This window comes from Gordonia sp. UBA5067, from assembly GCF_002414845.1.
Taxonomy (GTDB): Bacteria; Actinomycetota; Actinomycetes; order Mycobacteriales; family Mycobacteriaceae; genus Gordonia; species Gordonia defluvii.
Map to the genome: position 1 here is coordinate 18,290 of NZ_DIAX01000069.1, position 13,995 is coordinate 32,284.

15 protein-coding genes, 1 tRNA gene, 1 other RNA gene and 1 pseudogene are annotated in these 13,995 nt (G+C 68.5%); 13 read left to right on the forward strand and 5 right to left on the reverse strand.

Annotated features, from left to right (window positions below; genetic code table 11):
- Nucleotides 1–830, reverse strand: a pseudogene (locus B4M62_RS11925) (pyruvate dehydrogenase (acetyl-transferring), homodimeric type); the annotation flags it as partial.
- A 271-nt stretch (nt 831–1,101) separates the two neighbouring features.
- Here B4M62_RS11925 and B4M62_RS11930 point away from each other — a divergent pair.
- The 5 genes from B4M62_RS11930 (at nt 1,102) to B4M62_RS11950 (ending at nt 3,256) form a co-directional block, all read left to right on the forward strand.
- A complete protein-coding gene (locus B4M62_RS11930; protein WP_290713087.1) occupies nt 1,102–1,617 on the forward strand; it encodes a hypothetical protein in 516 nt (171 codons plus the stop codon).
- Between the two features lie 2 nt (nt 1,618–1,619).
- Nucleotides 1,620–2,099, forward strand: a complete 480-nt coding sequence (locus B4M62_RS11935; protein ID WP_290713090.1) for a hypothetical protein — start codon at nt 1,620–1,622, stop codon at nt 2,097–2,099.
- Nucleotides 2,100–2,207: 108 nt separating this feature from the next.
- Nucleotides 2,208–2,621: a DUF3052 domain-containing protein gene (locus B4M62_RS11940; protein WP_290713092.1), complete on the forward strand. Its 414-nt coding sequence runs from the start codon at nt 2,208–2,210 to the stop codon at nt 2,619–2,621.
- Nucleotides 2,622–2,623: 2 nt separating this feature from the next.
- Nucleotides 2,624–3,088 (forward strand): peroxiredoxin, encoded by a 465-nt coding sequence (locus B4M62_RS11945; RefSeq protein WP_290713095.1) that lies wholly within the window; start codon nt 2,624–2,626, stop codon nt 3,086–3,088.
- A gap of 93 nt (nt 3,089–3,181) precedes the next feature.
- A tRNA-Val gene (locus tag B4M62_RS11950) sits at nt 3,182–3,256 on the forward strand.
- A gap of 99 nt (nt 3,257–3,355) precedes the next feature.
- Here the strand turns inward: B4M62_RS11950 and B4M62_RS11955 are convergent.
- Nucleotides 3,356–4,315 (reverse strand): alpha/beta hydrolase family esterase, encoded by a 960-nt coding sequence (locus B4M62_RS11955; RefSeq protein ID WP_290713098.1) that lies wholly within the window; start codon nt 4,313–4,315, stop codon nt 3,356–3,358.
- Between the two features lie 189 nt (nt 4,316–4,504).
- Between B4M62_RS11955 and B4M62_RS11960 the strand changes: the two genes are divergently transcribed.
- Complete coding sequence (locus B4M62_RS11960; RefSeq protein ID WP_414651835.1) at nt 4,505–5,749, forward strand: family 1 glycosylhydrolase; 1,245 nt, start codon at nt 4,505–4,507, stop codon at nt 5,747–5,749.
- Nucleotides 5,749–6,549 carry a maleylpyruvate isomerase N-terminal domain-containing protein gene (locus tag B4M62_RS11965; RefSeq protein WP_290713101.1) on the forward strand — a complete coding sequence of 267 codons (801 nt, stop codon included), beginning with the start codon at nt 5,749–5,751 and terminating at the stop codon, nt 6,547–6,549. The genes B4M62_RS11960 and B4M62_RS11965 overlap by 1 nt, the downstream gene beginning before the upstream one ends.
- On the opposite strand, the gene B4M62_RS11970 is transcribed toward B4M62_RS11965, so the two are convergent.
- A complete protein-coding gene (locus B4M62_RS11970) occupies nt 6,508–7,353 on the reverse strand; it encodes a spermidine synthase (protein WP_290713104.1) in 846 nt (281 codons plus the stop codon). The genes B4M62_RS11965 and B4M62_RS11970 overlap by 42 nt on opposite strands.
- Before the next feature lie 26 nt (nt 7,354–7,379).
- On the opposite strand from B4M62_RS11970, the gene B4M62_RS11975 reads away from it, so the two are divergent.
- On the forward strand, nt 7,380–8,297 hold the full coding sequence (locus tag B4M62_RS11975) for a cobalamin biosynthesis protein (RefSeq protein ID WP_290713107.1): 918 nt from the start codon (nt 7,380–7,382) through the stop codon (nt 8,295–8,297).
- Here the strand turns inward: B4M62_RS11975 and B4M62_RS11980 are convergent.
- Nucleotides 8,260–9,216 carry an SURF1 family protein gene (locus B4M62_RS11980; protein WP_290713110.1) on the reverse strand — a complete coding sequence of 319 codons (957 nt, stop codon included), beginning with the start codon at nt 9,214–9,216 and terminating at the stop codon, nt 8,260–8,262. The two genes, B4M62_RS11975 and B4M62_RS11980, sit on opposite strands and share 38 nt — an antisense overlap.
- A gap of 2 nt (nt 9,217–9,218) precedes the next feature.
- Nucleotides 9,219–9,704, reverse strand: a complete 486-nt coding sequence (locus B4M62_RS11985; protein WP_290713112.1) for a low molecular weight protein-tyrosine-phosphatase — start codon at nt 9,702–9,704, stop codon at nt 9,219–9,221.
- Nucleotides 9,705–9,761: 57 nt separating this feature from the next.
- Between B4M62_RS11985 and cobC the strand changes: the two genes are divergently transcribed.
- The 5 genes from cobC to rnpB all read left to right on the forward strand — a co-directional run bounded on the left by cobC (nt 9,762) and on the right by rnpB (nt 13,829).
- Complete coding sequence (cobC, locus tag B4M62_RS11990; protein WP_290713115.1) at nt 9,762–10,778, forward strand: Rv2231c family pyridoxal phosphate-dependent protein CobC; 1,017 nt, start codon at nt 9,762–9,764, stop codon at nt 10,776–10,778.
- Nucleotides 10,775–11,884 carry a Nif3-like dinuclear metal center hexameric protein gene (locus B4M62_RS11995; protein WP_290713118.1) on the forward strand — a complete coding sequence of 370 codons (1,110 nt, stop codon included), beginning with the start codon at nt 10,775–10,777 and terminating at the stop codon, nt 11,882–11,884. The genes cobC and B4M62_RS11995 overlap by 4 nt, the downstream gene beginning before the upstream one ends.
- A 137-nt stretch (nt 11,885–12,021) precedes the next feature.
- Nucleotides 12,022–12,771, forward strand: a complete 750-nt coding sequence (locus tag B4M62_RS12000; protein ID WP_290713121.1) for a zinc ribbon domain-containing protein — start codon at nt 12,022–12,024, stop codon at nt 12,769–12,771.
- Complete coding sequence (locus tag B4M62_RS12005) at nt 12,764–13,393, forward strand: histidine phosphatase family protein (RefSeq protein WP_290713124.1); 630 nt, start codon at nt 12,764–12,766, stop codon at nt 13,391–13,393. The genes B4M62_RS12000 and B4M62_RS12005 overlap by 8 nt, the downstream gene beginning before the upstream one ends.
- A 39-nt stretch (nt 13,394–13,432) precedes the next feature.
- Nucleotides 13,433–13,829: RNase P RNA component class A (gene rnpB, locus B4M62_RS12010), an RNA gene on the forward strand.
- Nucleotides 13,830–13,995 lie beyond the last annotated feature (166 nt).

The window sequence follows — 13,995 nt, forward strand, 5'->3', positions numbered from 1 at the left end:
ATGACGAAGGTGAGGTTGTCGAGCGCTTCGGTCGCCGCGATCTGCAGCAGGCCGCGCGATTCGGGCTCGTCCATCTCGCCGTCGCCGAGAAACGCCCACACGTGCTGGTCACTCGTGTCTTTCAGACCGCGGTCGTGGAGGTAGTGGTTGAACCGCGCCTGCAGAATCGCGTTCATCGGGCCGAGCCCCATCGACACGGTCGGGAACTGCCAGAAGTCCGGCATCAGCCGGGGGTGCGGGTACGAGGGCAATCCGCCGCCGAGTCCGGCATGGCTGTGTTCCTGGCGGAAGCCGTCCAGCTGGTCTTCGGTGAGCCGTCCTTCGAGGAAGGCGCGGGCGTAGATACCGGGCGACGCGTGGCCCTGGATGAAGATCTGGTCGCCGCCGCCCGGGTGGTCCTGACCGCGGAAGAAGTGGTTGAAGCCCACTTCGTAGAGCGACGCCGACGACGCGTAGGTGGAGATGTGCCCGCCGACGCCGATTCCCGGGCGCTGTGCGCGGTGCACCATGATGGCGGCATTCCAGCGGATGAGTCGACGGAAGTTTCGCTCGACTTCTTCATCGCCGGGAAACCACGGCTCATTCTCGGTCGGGATGGTGTTGACGTAGTCGGTGGAGGTCAGCGCGGGGATCGAGATGTGACGCTCGCCGGCGCGCTCGAGTAGGCGCAGCATCAGGTAGCGGGCACGAGCCGGGCCGGCGGCATCGATCAGCCCGTCGAGCGAGTTCATCCATTCGGAGGTTTCCTCCGGATCGATATCAGGCAGATAGGAGGCCACGCCTTCGCGGATAACCCGGACGCGGTGGGGGGCGGTCGACTCGTCAGACACGATGATCGGTTCCTTACGATTCTGTTGTGGCCGCGCGATTGTGGTGCGCGGCGCGAGCGGCGTGCGAACACGAGGGTGACGTGTCTCGCACTATTAGCCTAATAGTGTTCCTGCGCTCTTCGCCCGCCCAATCCACTGGAATGGGCGCAGCGACCGGGTGGGCCGGATGAATGGGCGATCGTGGACGGCGCGTCGATTGCCGATAGTCTCTAGGGTGCGCCGGTGGGAGCTGCGCCGGGTCAATGGCCATCGCCAACCAGTACGGAGATTCATGATCGACACCACTACGAAGACCGGGCCGCGACGCCGGCTGCTCGTCGGCGTGATCGCCGCGGTGGCGACGGTGGGGGTCCTCACCGGATGCACCGTTTCCGGGGAGGCCGGTGCACCGCAGGCCGAGGTCGCCGCGTACCGGGCGCAGCAGGCCGTTAAGCGGCAGAAGGCCAATGCGTTGATGTCCTGCCTGACCATCCCGATGTCGATGCGGCAGAGCGTCGATGTCTACAACGAGATGATCCGTGCGTTCAACGCATCGGGCGGCTTCGACCAGAACCTGGTGAACAAGGCCGTTGAGCGCATCGACGACGATATCGCCGCCTTGCGCACCGCGTCGAACAAGGATCTTCCCGAGGACCTCAAGAAACAGCTGGGCAAGATGATTGTGGCGCGCGAGGCGCAGCGCGGTGCCGTCCTGTCGCGCAACGCCACGGCAATGAATAACGCGGCCCGCGAGATGAACAACGAGCGCGATGGGTTCACGGCCCTGTGCAAGACCTACATCGGCTGAGCGTGGCACTGCTGCTGTCGGCGGCCGTCGTCGCCGGCGCGTCGGGCTGCACGGTGACCGGGCGGGCCCACGCGCCACAGGGGCAGGTCGTGTCGTACGCCGCACAGCAGCAGGCGGTACGCCAGGAGTCCCATGCCGCGTCGTCGTGCGCGGTGGTGCTGACGGGAATGCGGGCCACCGTCGACGCCTACAACGCGATGGTTGCGACGCTGAACGCGACCCAGGACATGGCGGCACTGAAGGGGACCGACCAAACGGCGCTCGTCCAGTTCGACCTGGACGCCCAGAGACTGCGCACGGCGCAGGGCCGAGACCTGCCCGCGGACGTGAAAACCGCGCTGTCGAAGACTGCTCGGGCCTCGAGTGAACTTCGCAAGGCCGTCGCCGGCCAGGAGCGACTCGCACTCAACCCGGCCGCGCGCGAATGGGACCAATCGCGTCGGCAATTGGTCACCGTGTGCCGCAAGTTCCTGCCCCGGTAGCCGATTATCCGGTGTTTCGGGTTGCGCTCAGGCGCACAAGCCTGTGGGATAGCAACACAGGTCGTCGAGAATCCACTCGGCGCCCGCCATATAACGAGGAGGTCGCGCGTGGTCGCCGCCGATGAATCCGGTGCGCAGACGCTGGGGTTGAGCAAGGGGCTTGTCGTTCAGGAGTTGGGTTGGGACGACGACACCGACGACGACCTGCGCGTCGGCATCGAGGACATCATCGATGCGGAGATGCTCGACGAGGACGCCATCGAAGTCATCGACGTGGTCCTGCTCTGGTGGCGCGACGACGACGGGGACCTGACCGATGCGCTCATCGAAGCGATCGGCCCGCTGGCCGATGACGGGTACCTCTGGGTCCTGTCGCCGAAGACGGGGCGCACCGGCCACGTCGAGCCCAGCGAGGTCAGCGAGGCGGCGGAGACGGCTGGCCTCACCCAGACCAGCGTCACGAATCTGGGTGACTGGACGGCTACCAGGCTCGTCCAGCCCCGTTCGCGCAGCGCGCGCTAGCCATGCAGGAATTGATCGCCGTCGGTGATCGGGCCCCCGATTTCACGCTGCCGGACCAGAACAACCGCAAGGTGAATCTCGTTGGGCTCAGTGCCGATCGACGGGTGCTGCTGGTTTTCTTCCCCCTTGCCTTCACGGGAAACTGCGAGGGCGAGTTGGCGTTGATTCGTGATCGCCTTCCCGAGTTCGAGAACGACTCATTGACGACCGTCGCGATCTCGGTCGGGCCGCCGCCGACGCACAAGGTGTGGTCGAGTGCGCAGGGCTTCTTGTTTCCGCTACTGTCCGACTTCTGGCCGCACGGCGCCGTTGCGCAGCAATATGGTGTCTTCAGCGAGCGGCACGGCTACCCGCTGCGCGGTACGGTTCTCGTCGATCGCGACCGCACCGTGTTGTTCGCCGACGTTGCCGAGGCCGGTGCCCCGCGCGATGCAACGGTGTGGGAGCGTGCGCTCCGGCTGGCCTGATGCGGCACGCTGGCCTGATGCGGCACGCCTGTTTGAACCCTGACCGGCGGTCAGGCTAGATTTGCGTGGGCTACCGTCGGCGTCGGCGGTCACGCGCGTATAGCTCAGCGGTAGAGCTCTGGTCTTACACACCAGCGGTCGTAGGTTCAAATCCTACTGCGCGCACCACGGTTACCACCCGGAGAACGTGTATCACGGGATCGGGTCGTCACGCAGGACCCTGACAAGTGGGCCGAGAATGTGTCAACGGCCGGGAAGCAACGCCGATCAGCTGCCGATCAGTCCGGGGCGTTGCAGCTGGAAGAACTGCCAGATCAGCGCGGCCGCATTGATGCGGTTCGACGGACGCCACAGCGCGCCGGACGAGCCGGGCCAGCGGTGGGTGCCGCCATCGATGCGCACATGGCTCACCATGACGCCGAGCGGTTGGCAGGCCGGCCAGTCGATGCGCGTGACATCTGCGGCGATCTTGCGCTCGACGGGGCGCTGGCACCCCGCGCCGGCGGCCCAGCCGCCGACCACGGCAGGAATCGGCGGGAGGGCAAAGCCGAACTTCTCCATTCCCCCGTAGGGGATGATCTGATCAGCGGTGCCGTGGAACTCGATGCGCGATACGGGCCGCGTGCCGGCGCAGCCGGCCTGCGACTGCGGGTAGAAGGCCCCCGACACCATGGCGACGGCCGCGAACTGTCCCGGCAACCGGCAGGCGACCAGATTGGCCAGCCCGCCCCCGTTGGAGCGACCCACAGCAAAAACGCGGCTGTTGTCGACGCACGCCTCGGATCGGACGGTGCGGATGACCGCCCGGGTGAACTCGACGTCATCGGCCCGCGGATTGGCATAGGGCGCAGACTGCCACGATCGTGGACCCTCGGCGCTGCGCAAGCCCTCGGGGTAGACGGCGATGGCAGGGAGGCGGGACAACTGCGTGTAATGCTCAAAAGCATCGGCTTGCTCACCGCGGCCATGGAACGCGACGATCAACGGGCTTGCCTTGCCCCGGTTGTAGCCCGCCGGGAGGTGGACGCGAAAGTGCCGTTCGACGCCGTTGACGGTGACGATGCGGTTGACCGAGGAGTTTGCGATGAGATTGGCCGAACCGGCGCAACCGGCGGCCGGCGTCGCCTCGACCCGCGGCGCGGCCAACACATACTGTGCGGCGCTGCCACCGAGGAGACCCGCAACGGCGAGCACACCGGCGGATAGCGCAAGTCGACGAGAAAGCACGACGACCAGAATAGGGTGAAACGCGGCGGTTGCCTGCATCGTTCGGGGCAACCGGATTGGCTTACCAGCGTATCGCCGCACGAAGCGTGACCATTTCGTCACCTGGGTGTGGTGAAACTCACACTCAGGGATGTGTTGATGGCACTGCTCACCAGGCCGGCGGTGGTGGCAATCGCCATTGCGGCGACGATGACCGCGTTGCCCGCGGCAAGTCATGCGGCGGCGCCCCTGCCGCCGGGGTTTCTGTGGGGCGTCGCCTCGTCGGGATTTCAGTCCGAAGGGTCGCCCGACGGCATTCCGGCCAGCAACTGGACGGTGCCACGCGCCGGGCAAACGCCGATCGGCACCTCGGTGGACTTCCGAAACAGGTATCGATCGGACATTGCGCTCGCCGCGGGACTGGGAGTCAAGGTCTACCGGATCGGCGTCGAATGGGCACGGGTACAGCCCGCGCCCACCCGGTTCGATCAGCATGAGTGGGCCTACTACGACGACATGATCGGCGCGATCGTTGCGGCGGGGATGCGGCCGATGATCACCATCGACCACTGGGTCTATCCGCAGTGGATGATGCGTGCCGGAGGCTGGACCAATCCCGCGTCGGTCCGATTGTGGCTGGCATACGCGCAGCGCGTGGTACACCGATTCGCGAAGTTCAGGCCCATGTGGGTCACGTTCAACGAGCCGATCATGAACATCGCCCAGCAGTTGATGCGGGGGGAGTTGTCGCCCGCAGCGGCTCCGGTCGTGGCCGATCGGATGGTGCAGGTGCATCAGCAGATCTATCGGGTGATCCACCGTGCCCAGCCCGGTGCAATGGTGACGTCGAACTCGGCGTATATGCCCGCCGGTGCCGAGCCGGTGATCGATGTGGCGCTCACCGATCGGTTCATGCGCCACGCCGACTTCGTGGGCGTCGACACCTACTACGGGTTCACGCTGAGCAACCCGCTGGCGGCGGCGGGTGCCGTGCGCGACGGGTTAGCCGGGTTGCCGGTTAGCGCCGAGAGCATCTATTACGCGTTGCGCCACAACGCCCGCCGCTACCCGGGCCGGCCGATCTACATCGTCGAAAGCGGGATGCCGACCGCCGGTGGCGGGCCGCGGGCCGACGGCTACCGGCGCGGCGACCAGCTTGCCGATCTGATCTATTGGGTGCAGCGGGCACGGGCCGACGGAATCCCGGTGATCGGCTACAACTACTGGAGCCTGACCGACAACTACGAGTGGGGCAGCTACACACCGCGCTTCGGGTTGTACACGGTCAATGTGCTGGCCGACCGGACTTTGCGACGCATCCCGACCGACGCGGTGGCGGTCTATCGGCGGATCACCGCGCGCAACGGCGTCGGATCGAACTACCGGCCGACGCGCGCACCGGCGGCGTGCTCGATCGTCGAGGCGGCGGCGAGTTGTCTGGATCCGGTGCGGTGATGATCGAGCCGCAGACCGTGATCGCTGCGCTCACCGTGCAGTGGGCCGCGCTTCGAGATCTCTTCGCCACCCTCTCCGCCGACCAGTTGGCCGCCCCGTCGGTCCTGCCAGGGTGGTCGAACTCAGACATCCTGGGCCACGTGATCGGTACGGAGAGCCTGTTGGCGGGACTTCCCGTGCCGGTACACGACGTTGCGGGGCGCGCCCATGTTCGCAACCCGATTGGAGAGCTGAACGAGCAGTGGCTGGAGGAGTTCCGCGGATTGGGGCCGGCGGCACTGTTGGCGGCATTCGACGCCATCACCGCCGAGCGGACCAGGTCACTGGCCGCCATGTCCGCCGACGACCTCGCCGCCGAAACCATGACCCCGGCCGGACCGGGCAGCTATGCGCGGTTCATGCGGATCCGCGTGTTCGACTGCTGGATCCACGAACTCGATGTGCGCGACGGCGTGGGTCTGGTGCCACCGCACGACTCGGGCCCGGCTGCGGTCGCCGTCGAGGAGGTCGCGGCGGCGCTGCCGTATGTGCTGGCCAAGCGTGCAGGAGTGCCGGTCGGAACGACCGTCGTCGTCGAACTGACCGGACTGGTGCAGCAGACCCTCGCCGTCGAGGTCGCCGACCGGGCGCACCTGGTATCGCCAGCCGCGGTCGGGCCCGACGTGGTGGCGACCGTCGATACGTGTGAGTTCTTCCGGCTCGTCGGCGGACGGCGGGACGCGGCGCCATCGGCGGTGCACATCAGCGGCGATCGCGGCCTAGGCGATCGGATTGTTGCGAACCTCGCCTACACGATCTAGCAGCGGCGCTGCGCCGCCGGCGAAGGCGCGGGCCCGGTCTCGGTCGAGGATCTGGGCCGGCAGGGGATCGGACAGCAGGGCGCGGGTCAACGATGCCGTGGCGACGATGGGCTCGTGAGCGGCTGCGATGACCACGTTGCCGGTGCGGCGTCCCTTGAGCATGGCCGCGTCGGCGATGACTGCGACATGCGCGAAGACGCCGGCGATGGTGGCGACCTCGGCACGCGCCAGTCGCAGTCCCCGGTCGTCGGCGCAATTGACGAGGTACATTCCGCCGGTGTCGAGGAGGGCGGCAACTGCCTCGGTGAACTCGACGGTGGTCAGGTGGGTCGGTGCCCGTTCTCCACGGAACGCATCGCGGACGACGATGTCCCTGGTTCCAGGGGTAAGCCCCTCAGCGACGGCGCGCGCGTCACCGACCCGGATTCGCAATGCCGGGGCGCGCGGCAGATCGAACCATTCGCGCGCATAGGTGGCCAGTGCCGCATCAATCTCGACGGCAACCTGTCGTGCCCCCTCGTAGCGGTGGTCGAGAAAGCGGGGTAGCGCACACGCGGCGGCCCCCAGGTGCAGCACGCGCGGCCCGCGCGAGGCGAAGTCGAAATGCTCGTCGATGACGAGCGCCATCTGGCGCATGTACTCGAAATCGAGTCGGCGCGGGTCGTCGGGGTCGATGTGACTGCTCTCGGCGCCGTTGATGCGGACGAGCCAGCCACCGTCCGACGGCGACAACTCCGCGGTGCCGGTGTCGATCGGGTAGAGGCCCGGGACGGGGCCGGTGCTGCGCGGTGCCACTCGGCCCATTCTATTGCCACCGATACGATCGCGATATGAGGACTGCGGCGGGGATAGCCGTTGGGGCGCTGGCCGACTCGGTCATCGGTGATCCACTCCGGTGGCATCCGGTGGCCGGCTTCGGTCGCCTGGCGGCCGCGCTGGAGCGACGTGCCTATGCGCCGACGCGGGTGCGCGGCGCGGCTTTCACCGCGATCTGCGTGGGAATGGCCGCGCTTGCCGGGGGCGTCCTCGGTCGATTGGGCGCCCTTGGCGTCGCGGTGGCGACGTGGACCGCGCTGGGCGGACGGTCGCTGGCCGACGTGGGTGCGGCGCTGGCCGACGCATTGGATGCCGGCGACATCGAGTCGGCGCGCGCCCTGGTGCCGAGTCTGTGTGGGCGCGATCCCGCGGCGCTCGACGAGGGGGGTATCTGCCGGGCAGCGGTCGAGTCGATCGCGGAGAACACCTCCGATGCCGCGGTCGCGCCGCTGCTCGCGGCCGCGGTTGCCGGTGCACCCGGGGTGTTGGCGTACCGCGCCATCAACACGCTCGACGCGATGGTCGGCTACCGCACCGACCGCTACCGCGAATTCGGCTGGGCCAGTGCTCGTCTGGATGACGTGGCGAACTATCTTCCCGCGCGGCTGACTGGTGGCCTCGCCGTGGTATGCGGTTCCCGGGCCGGGGCAGCGGTGCACACGTGGCGCCGGGACGCCCGCCGGCATCCGAGCCCCAATGCCGGGGTCGTCGAGGCGGCGTTTGCGGGATCTCTCGGCATTGCGCTCGGCGGCGCCACCGCCTATCACGGCTACGTCGAGGATCGGCCGGTGCTCGGCGAGGGACCTGGTCCGGGGGTGGCGGATTTGCGGGCGGCCGTGCGGTTGTCACGGCGTGTTCGGGCCGGTGCAACGGTGATCGCCGTCGTCGTGGCGCTCAGCCGTGTCCGTAGCGGTCGGCGAGCTTGCGCTTGACTTCCCCGTCGGCGGCCTCGACCGCGGGCGCGGAACCGATCTTTTGTCGCTGTTTGGTTCCGGTGGCGAATCCGGCCGCGCGCATCCGGTCCTTGACGCCAGTGGCCGACGTGCCACCGTCGGGCGCGGCCGACGGCTGTGCGGCCGCCTCCCGCTGCCGGCGGCGCTGCCGGATCTCGGTGTACAGGAAGTACGCGACGCCGAGCGGCGCCATGATGCCGAACGCGAGCCACTGCAGGCCGTAGGAGAGGTAGGGGCCGGTCTCGAGCTGCGGGAGGGTGATGGGGTTGAGTGAGCCGGGCTGGTCTGTAGACAGTTGCAGGTAGAACGGCGCCAGCTTGGTGCCCAGCGCGCGGCCGGCGTCGGCGGGGTCGATGGAGTAGGCGGTCATGGTGCCGTCGATGGGTGCGACGCCGCGGGTGGGGCTGGTTCCTTCGCTGGCCCGGATGCGTGCGGTGATCTGTACCGGGCCTGCCGGTGGGGCGGCGACCTCGGGTATCGCGGCCGCCTTCGACGGGCGCACAAATCCACGGTTCACCAGGTAGGTCGCCTCGCCGGTCTGGAATGCGGTGAGCACCTCGACGGCCGGTTGGCCGTCGATGCTGCGCAGCCGCAAGAGGACCTGCTGCTCGGGCCGGTAGCGTCCGGTCAGGGTCACTGCGCGCCATTCGGTCTGCGGATCGAACCCGGCCGAACCGTGAACCACCTGGTCAAGGGGTGTCGGCGGAGTGACCACCGCATGGCGGATGAGTTCGTTGCGATGGGTGGTCGACGAGTTCTTCCCGAGCTGCCAGGGCGCCAGCACGGAGAAGCACAGGGCCGCAAAGGCGACGACGGCGATGCCCAGGGCGATCCAGCCGGGCCGCAGCACGAGGCGCAGCACCGACGGGCGGGCGGCGGAAGTGGTGGGCGCCGACATACTCACCTCGCCACGGATTCGTGCAACTGCCCCCGAACCCAGTCGAGGATGCCCGGGACGGCGGCTTCGATGAGTTGCCGGGTCTGTGCGAAGTCGTCGGCGGTCCCGTAATACGGGTCGGGGACGTCAGCCTCCGGATCCGAGGCGGGGTCGAAGTCGCGGACCAGCCGGACGCGGCCGCCCAGCCGTTTGCGCGCCAGGACGCGAAGGTGTCCGGAATCCATCGCGAGGATCAGGTCGGCGGCGACATGTGTCGGGCCCAGCTGGGCGGCGACGTGGCCGTCCGGATAGCCGTGGGCGAGCAACTCGGTGCGAGCACGGTTGTCGGCCGGCTGACCCACGTGCCAGCCGCTCGTACCGGCACTGACGACGTCGACCGCCTCGGCCAGACCATCGCGTGCCAGGGCATGCCGCAAGATGTTCTGTCCCATGGGCGATCGGCAGATGTTGCCGGTGCACACCACACAGATGAGAAGTTTCGCAGTCATCGCCCCACCAGCCTACGGGTGGCGGAGAGCCGATGCTCGGGTCGGTACGCTCGCGGCATGGATCCGGACCGGCACGGCGACGCCGACGCGCAACCCGGAATGATCGATTTTGCCGTGAACGTGCGACCAGGGCCGCCGGAGTTCGTCGCGCAGGCGCTCGTGGCGGCCGTCGGCAACCTCGCCGCCTATCCGAGCCCCGCCGATGACGAGACCACCCGGGCGGCCCTGGCGCATCTGCACGGCCGAACGTCCGACGAGGTGTTGCTGCTCAACGGGGCCGAGGAGGGGTTCGAGCTGGTGGCCGGTCTCGGTCTGCGGCACGCGGCCGTCCTCGTCCCGTCTTTCACTGAGCCGGTGTCGCTGCTGCGCCGGTCCGGGGCCCGTGTCACCGAGGTCGTGGGTACCGCCCCGTGGCGGCTGGTCGATGTGTGTGCCGACATCCCCGCCGACGCCGATCTCGTCGTAGTCGGCAACCCGACCAATCCGACATCGGTCAGTCATCGCGCCGGCGACGTACTGTCCCTGAGGTCCGGCGGGCGATTGCTCGTCGTCGACGAGGCGTTCGCCGATCTCACCGGCGAATCGGTGGCCGACTATCGCCACGACGACCTCGTGGTGTTGCGCAGCGTGACAAAGACGTTTGGACTGGCCGGGCTGCGCGCCGGATATCTGCTGGCGGCACCGGCGGTGATCACGAAGCTGACGAAGCGGCGGCGCGCGTGGCCGGTGGACTCGCCGACGATGGTCGCGCTTCGCGCCTGTGCGAGCCCGCAGGGGCAGGCTTACGCCGCCGAACAGGCGGCGATCGTGGCCGTCGAGCGCGCCTACCTGTGCGGGTGCCTGCGGGCGGCGGGGTTCACCCTCCCGGTACCGCCGGCCGCGCCGTTCGTCTTGGCCCGGCACGCCGCGGCGAGCGCGATCCGGGCCGGCCTGGCACGGCGCGGATTTGCCGTGCGCAGCGCGGAGAACTTCACTGGGCTCTCGGCGCAGTACCTCCGTTTCGCGGTCCGCGAGCGTTCCGTCGTCGATGATTTGTCCCAGGCGTTGGATTCGGTGATGAAGGAGATCGCATGACCGTCACGCTGGCGCAGATTGTCGCCGACCTGGATGCGGCCTACCCGCCGCGGCTCGCGCAGAACTGGGATTCGGTCGGGTTAGTGTGCGGCGATCCGGCAGCGCCGGTGGTGCGCGCCCTCGTCTGTGTGGATGTGACCCCCGCAGTGGTGGCCCGGGCCGTGGCCGATGGCTGCGAACTCGTCGTCGCACATCACCCGCTCCTGCTGCGGGGGGTGGACAGTGTCGCCACGACGACCCCCAAAGGGGCGCTGATCCACACGCTGATTCGCGCCGGATGCGCCCTGTACACCGCTCACACCAACGCCGACAGTGCCCGCCCCGGCGTTTCCGACGCTCTCGCCGATCTACTGGGACTTCAGAGAACCGTTGCGCTGCAACCCATTCCGTCCGAGCTGGACAAGTGGATCGTGATGGTCCCAGTCGGCGCTGCGGAGTCGGTGCGGGCCGCGCTGTTTGCGGCCGGGGCCGGGGCGATCGGCGACTACCGGCGCTGCTCGTGGTCGGTCGTCGGCACCGGGCAATTCGAGCCGCTGCCCGGCGCGTCGCCGACGATCGGGGCGGTCGGCATCCTGTCGGAGGTGGCCGAGGCGCGCATTGAGGTCGTCGCGCCCCGTGGTGCGCGCGCGGGATTGCTCGCAGCGCTGCGGGCCGCGCATCCGTACGAGGAACCGGCGTTTGACGTGGTGGAACTGGCCGGCTTGCCGAGCGGGGTCGGCCTGGGCCGGGTTGGTGAGCTCGACAAGGAGATGTCGCTGCGCGAGTTCGTCGCATTCGCCCGCCAGCGGCTGCCCGGCGCCGCCTGGGGGATCCGCGCGGCCGGCGACCCCGATCGCCGGCTGCGGCGCATCGCGGTGTGCGGCGGGGCCGGCGACTCGCTCATCGGGGCTGCCGCCGCCGCGGGCGCCGACGCCTTCGTGACCGGCGACCTGCGTCATCATGTGGTCGACGAGGCGCTGCGGGCGGGCGGACCAGCACTGATTGACGCCGGCCATTGGGCCACCGAGTTTCCGTGGTGTGCGCAGGCGGTCGGGTTGCTTGCGGCACTGGGAGTCGATGCGGCCGCGTACCCCGAACCGACCGATCCGTTCGTACTGCACGCCTAGTGCGGCCCAACCCGTCGCCGGGTCCGGCGACAATCAGGTGCAGACCCCGAAGGCGAACGTCGGCGCGGCGGTGATCGCCGAGGGGTAAGCCTGCTGCGGAATCTTCCGCGGGCGCGGCGGGAAGTACACTCGCGCAGATGAAAGTCGACGCGGCGCGGCAGCGCATCATGCTCGAAGTGGCCGAGGTCGACGCCGACCTCGCCAAACTGCGCCACCGGCGCGCGAACCTTCCCGAAGAGCAGGAAGTCGCCGAGATCGACAAGCGGATTGGCGTCGCCCGTGATGACGCGGTCCGCGCCGACATTGCCGCGCAAGACCTCGACCGCGAGTATAAGCGGCTCGAAGCGGAAGTCAGCGGAATGCGTAGCCGTGAGGCACACGACGCCGAACTGCTGAATCAAGCCGGGGTCGCACCCAAAGCCCTCTCGGAACTACAGCACGAACTCGCCGGTCTGGTGCGCCGCCGCAGTGCCGCCGAGGACGACTTGCTCGACCTCATGGAACAGCAGGAGGCGACGTCGGCCGAACACGACCGGGCACAGGCAGTGGTCGTCGCACTGGAGGCCGAAGCGGCCGATGCGGGTGCCCGTCGCGGCGTCGTGGCACTCGAGGCCGATGGACGAATCGCCGATTTGGCGACGCGACGCGCCGCGATCGTTGCCGACGCACCAGCAGAACTGCTGGCGGTCTACGACCGACAACAGGCCCACGGCAAGCCGGGCGCCGGGCTCCTGCGGCAGGGACGGTGCGGGGGGTGCAGGATGGAGTTGGACCGTGGCACGCTGTCGAAGATTGCCGCTGCCGCCGCAGACGAGGTGGTGCGCTGCGAGGAATGTGGCGCGTTGTTGATTCGCACGAATGAGTCGGGTCTCAAGGCCGGTGGCTGAGTCGACCCGGTTGGTGCTGTTGCGCCACGGCCAGACAGCATTGTCGGTCGATCGCCGCTACTCCGGCAGGGATGACGTGGCGCTGACCGAGATCGGGATCGACCAGGCGGCTCGGGCTGCGGGCCGCCTCGCCAACTGGCCGATTGCGGCTATCGTCACGTCGCCGCTGCGGCGGGCCAGACAGTCGGCTGCGCCGCTCGCCGCCGCCACGGGTCTACCGGTCACCGTTGACGAGGGGCTCATAGAAACCGACTTCGGTCAGTGGGAGGGCCTCACCTTCACCGAGGCCTCCCAGCGCGACCCCGAACTGCATCGCGCGTGGCTGCGTGATGCGACGGTGGAGCCGCCCGGAGGCGAGAGCTTTGCCGCCGCCGAACGCCGGATCGCCGATGCCCGTGCGGCCATCGTCGCCGATCATCCTGGACAGGTCGTCGTGCTGGTCACCCATGTCACGCCGATCAAGTCCATGCTCCGGGTGGCGATGCACGTCGGTCCCGAACTGCTGTACGGACTGCACCTGGATCTGGCCTCAGTGTCGGTGGTGGAGTTTTTCGGCGACGGCGGTTCAGTGGGACGGCTCGTCAACGACACCTCTCATCTGCGCAGCTATCCACTCGCCTAGCGGCGTTGGGCGGGGAGATGTGTACCCTGAATGGGCGAACGAGCCGGCTAGGCGGCCGCGTTGCGCGGAACGGCCAGGGCTCTGGTGCGCCGCGCAACGAGGAAAGTCCGGACTCCACAGAGCAGGGTGGTTGTTAACGGCAACCCGAGGTGACTCGCGGGACAGTGCCACAGAAAACAAACCGCCGGCGCACGCCGGTAAGGGTGAAACGGTGCGGTAAGAGCGCACCAGCGGCGCGGGTGACCGCGTCGGCTAGGTAAACCCCACCCGGAGCAAGGTCGAAGCCCGCACCGACTCGGTGCGGGTGCGCGGACGATTGAGGGCTGCTCGCCCGAGTCTGCGGGTGGACTGCTCGAGGCACCCGGCGACGGTGTGTCCAGATGGATGGTCGCCCCCGCTTGCGGGACAGGATCCGGCTTATCGGCCGGCTCGTTCGCCCCTCGTGGCCGATAGTAGGTTCGAGTTGTGCGCTACTTCTCGGCCCCCGACATCGACTTCGCCGGCATTCGTGCGGAATTGGGGATCACCGAAGACTACGGGCCCGGCGCGCTCGCCGAGGCCGCCGCGACGGCAGATTCCTGGCTCTTCGGACCTAAGAGTGC

Coding starts and splice junctions, on each gene's coding strand:
- B4M62_RS11930 (WP_290713087.1), top strand. CDS start 1,102: ATGATCGACACCACTACGAAGACCGGGCCGCGACGCCGGCTGCTCGTC.
- B4M62_RS11945 (WP_290713095.1), top strand. CDS start 2,624: ATGCAGGAATTGATCGCCGTCGGTGATCGGGCCCCCGATTTCACGCTG.
- B4M62_RS11960 (WP_414651835.1), top strand. CDS start 4,505: ATGACCGCGTTGCCCGCGGCAAGTCATGCGGCGGCGCCCCTGCCGCCG.
- B4M62_RS11965 (WP_290713101.1), top strand. CDS start 5,749: ATGATCGAGCCGCAGACCGTGATCGCTGCGCTCACCGTGCAGTGGGCC.
- B4M62_RS11970 (WP_290713104.1), bottom strand. CDS start 7,353: ATGGGCCGAGTGGCACCGCGCAGCACCGGCCCCGTCCCGGGCCTCTAC.
- B4M62_RS11975 (WP_290713107.1), top strand. CDS start 7,380: ATGAGGACTGCGGCGGGGATAGCCGTTGGGGCGCTGGCCGACTCGGTC.
- B4M62_RS11980 (WP_290713110.1), bottom strand. CDS start 9,216: ATGTCGGCGCCCACCACTTCCGCCGCCCGCCCGTCGGTGCTGCGCCTC.
- B4M62_RS11985 (WP_290713112.1), bottom strand. CDS start 9,704: ATGACTGCGAAACTTCTCATCTGTGTGGTGTGCACCGGCAACATCTGC.
- cobC (WP_290713115.1), top strand. CDS start 9,762: ATGGATCCGGACCGGCACGGCGACGCCGACGCGCAACCCGGAATGATC.
- B4M62_RS11995 (WP_290713118.1), top strand. CDS start 10,775: ATGACCGTCACGCTGGCGCAGATTGTCGCCGACCTGGATGCGGCCTAC.
- B4M62_RS12000 (WP_290713121.1), top strand. CDS start 12,022: ATGAAAGTCGACGCGGCGCGGCAGCGCATCATGCTCGAAGTGGCCGAG.